The organism is Saccharopolyspora sp., assembly GCF_017434145.1.
GTDB classification, from domain to species: domain Bacteria; phylum Actinomycetota; class Actinomycetes; order Mycobacteriales; family Pseudonocardiaceae; genus Saccharopolyspora_C; species Saccharopolyspora_C galaxeae.
This window is the reverse complement of record NZ_JAFRFW010000615.1, coordinates 1-2343: the sequence shown is the minus strand read 5'-3', so window position 1 is coordinate 2343 and position 2343 is coordinate 1. Positions and strand designations below refer to the sequence as shown.

The 2343-nt window shown below is 69.3% G+C and carries 3 protein-coding genes; 2 read left to right on the top strand and 1 reads right to left on the bottom strand.

Annotation, left to right across the window (positions count from 1 at the left end; all coding sequences use genetic code 11):
- Positions 1-269, top strand: a 269-nt coding sequence (locus IJH84_RS16940) for a thiamine pyrophosphate-dependent enzyme (RefSeq protein WP_295146113.1), incomplete at its 5' end; no start/stop codon positions are given.
- 207 nt (positions 270-476) lie between these two features.
- Here IJH84_RS16940 and IJH84_RS16935 read toward each other — a convergent pair.
- Positions 477-1466, bottom strand: a complete 990-nt coding sequence (locus tag IJH84_RS16935; protein ID WP_295146110.1) for an ABC transporter substrate-binding protein — start codon at positions 1464-1466, stop codon at positions 477-479.
- A 328-nt stretch (positions 1467-1794) separates the two neighbouring features.
- On the opposite strand from IJH84_RS16935, the gene IJH84_RS16930 reads away from it, so the two are divergent.
- On the top strand, positions 1795-2343 hold a 549-nt coding region (locus IJH84_RS16930), incomplete at its 3' end, for a thiamine pyrophosphate-binding protein (RefSeq protein ID WP_295146108.1).

The window sequence follows — 2343 nt, the reverse complement described above, 5'->3', positions numbered from 1 at the left end:
TGCGCGAGCAGGCGCCGGTGACGTTCGTGATCCTGGACAACTCCCGGTACGCCGCGGTGGCCGTGCTCAGCGGTGGCGAGCAGAAGCTGCCCGGCGTCGAGCTGGGTGGCACGGACTTCGCCGGGCTGGCGCGCAGCCTCGGCTGTCCGGCGACGACGGTGCGCGAGCCCGGCGAGCTGGCCGCCGAACTCGCGGCCCTGCCCGGCCGCCCCTCCGGCCCGCGCCTGCTCCACGTGCACGTCGACCCGACCCCGACACCCCTCTACTAGCCTCCGCGGGATGCACCAGTGAACGGACCGTTGGTCCCACTAGGTTGGTCAAACGGTCCGTTCGCTCATGATCGTCGGTGGGCCCGAGCCGGGATGCGCCGCGCCGATCGGGCGGACCGAGCCGAGTGAACGGACTGCTGGTCCCACTAGATTGGTCCAACAGGCCGTTCACTCGTGATCGTCGGTGGGACTCCGAGAGCGATCCGGTCAGCGGCCTGCGGGCTGGGCTTCCTCCAGCGGCGGCGGCTGCACCAGCATCTTGGACACGTCGACCTCCTTGCCGATCTGCCCGAAGCGCTTCATCAGCTCCGAGACCCGCTGCAACCGGGCGGCGTCCATCGAGGTCGGGATCTTGCCCAGCTCGACGATCGGCGCCAGCTCCGGGGTGATCTTGGCGAACTGCGGCAGCAGCGGCGTCACCTCGGCCCGGTTCTGCCCGGTCAGCTGCGCCCGCTGGACCGCGCGCTGGAACGCCTGCAGCGTCTTCGGGTTCTCCTGCGCGAACTTCGCGGTGGTCGTCGCCCCGGCCACCGGGAAGTCCGAAGTGCCACCGGAGAAGCAGTCCACCACCGTGGTCGCGCCCGCGTTCTTCGCGGCCTGGGTGATGAACGGCTCGGTCATCACCGCCGCGTCGACCTGCCCGTTCTGCAGCGCGGGCAACATGTCCGGGAAGCCGAACTTGACGAATTCGGCGTTGCGGATGTCCACGCCGCGTTCCTGCAGCGCGGCCTTGGCGCCGATGTCGGTGATCGCGCCCGGTGCGCTGATGGCGATCTTGGCGTTGGAGAGGTCCTCCGGCTTCTTCACCGAGGAGTTCGGCAACGTCATGATGTTCATGTTGTTCGGCACCGAGACCATCATCTCGCTGACGAACTTGAGGTCCCCGGCGCCGGTGGCCTGCGCCTTGATCGGCGCGGTGTAGCTGCCCAGGCTGATGTCGTTCTGCCCGGACAGCAGCGAGGTCAGCGCGGCCGGTCCGTCGCCGACCGGCTGGACCTTGACGTTGAGGCCCTCGTCCTGGAAGTAGCCCTTCGCCTGCGCGAGCGCGACCGGGGCCTGGGACAGCGCGGGCAGCGAACCGATCACGATCGTCGGTTTCTCCAGCCCCGCGTCGCCGCCGGTGGCGTTGGAGCCGTCCGCGCCGCTGAGCAATCCGCACCCGCTCAGCGTGAAAGCGGTAGCGCCGATCGTGGCCACGGAAAGTAGTGCGCGGGTGAGGCGAAGCCGGGATCTGCGGCGCGCGGTCCCGATCGGTCTGCTCGGCATGTGGGGGGTGCCTCCTTGGGCGAGCGGTGCGGAAAGCGACACGGAGCTGGCCGTGCGGGGTGGCGCACCGGAAGCCCACGTCGTACCTGGCGTTACAGGCTGCAATAGGATTTGAATGCTATGTGCCCGAACGTGTCAAGATGATCTTCTTTTTGGTGACGAGGCGTGTCGAGTATTCGACATCGCGTAGCGTCGGCGGTTCGGGTGCCGGATTTTTCTCCCGCTGCGGGAAAAATGTGAATGGTTCGGGAGGAAGCTGATGGCCGACGCCGCCGTGCCGACCGTGCGCGACGTGACCCGCGGGTTGATGCGCGAGCTGGGACTCACCACGGTCTTCGGCAACCCGGGCACGACCGAGGTGCCGTTCCTGGACCAGTGGCCGGACGACTTCCGCTACGTGCTGGGGCTGCAGGAGTCGGTGGCCGCCGCGATGGCCGACGGCTACGCGCAGCAGACCGGCAACGCGGTGCTGGTCAACCTGCACTCCGCAGGCGGGGTGGGGCACGCGCTGGGCGCGGTGTTCGGCGCCTACCGCAACCGCACGCCGATGATCGTCCTCGCCGGTCAGCAGGTTCGGCGGTTGCTGCCGCACGATCCGTTCCTGGGCGCGACCGAGGCACCGGAGTTCCCCAAGCCGTACGTGAAGTGGTCGCTGGAACCCGCCCGCGCCGCGGACGTTCCGCTGGCGCTGGCCCGCGCCTACCAGCTGGCGATGCAGGCGCCGCGCGGTCCGGTGTTCCTGTCCGTGCCCGCCGACGACTGGGACGAGCCCGGTGAGCCCGTCGAAGCACCCGCGCCGATCGCCCAG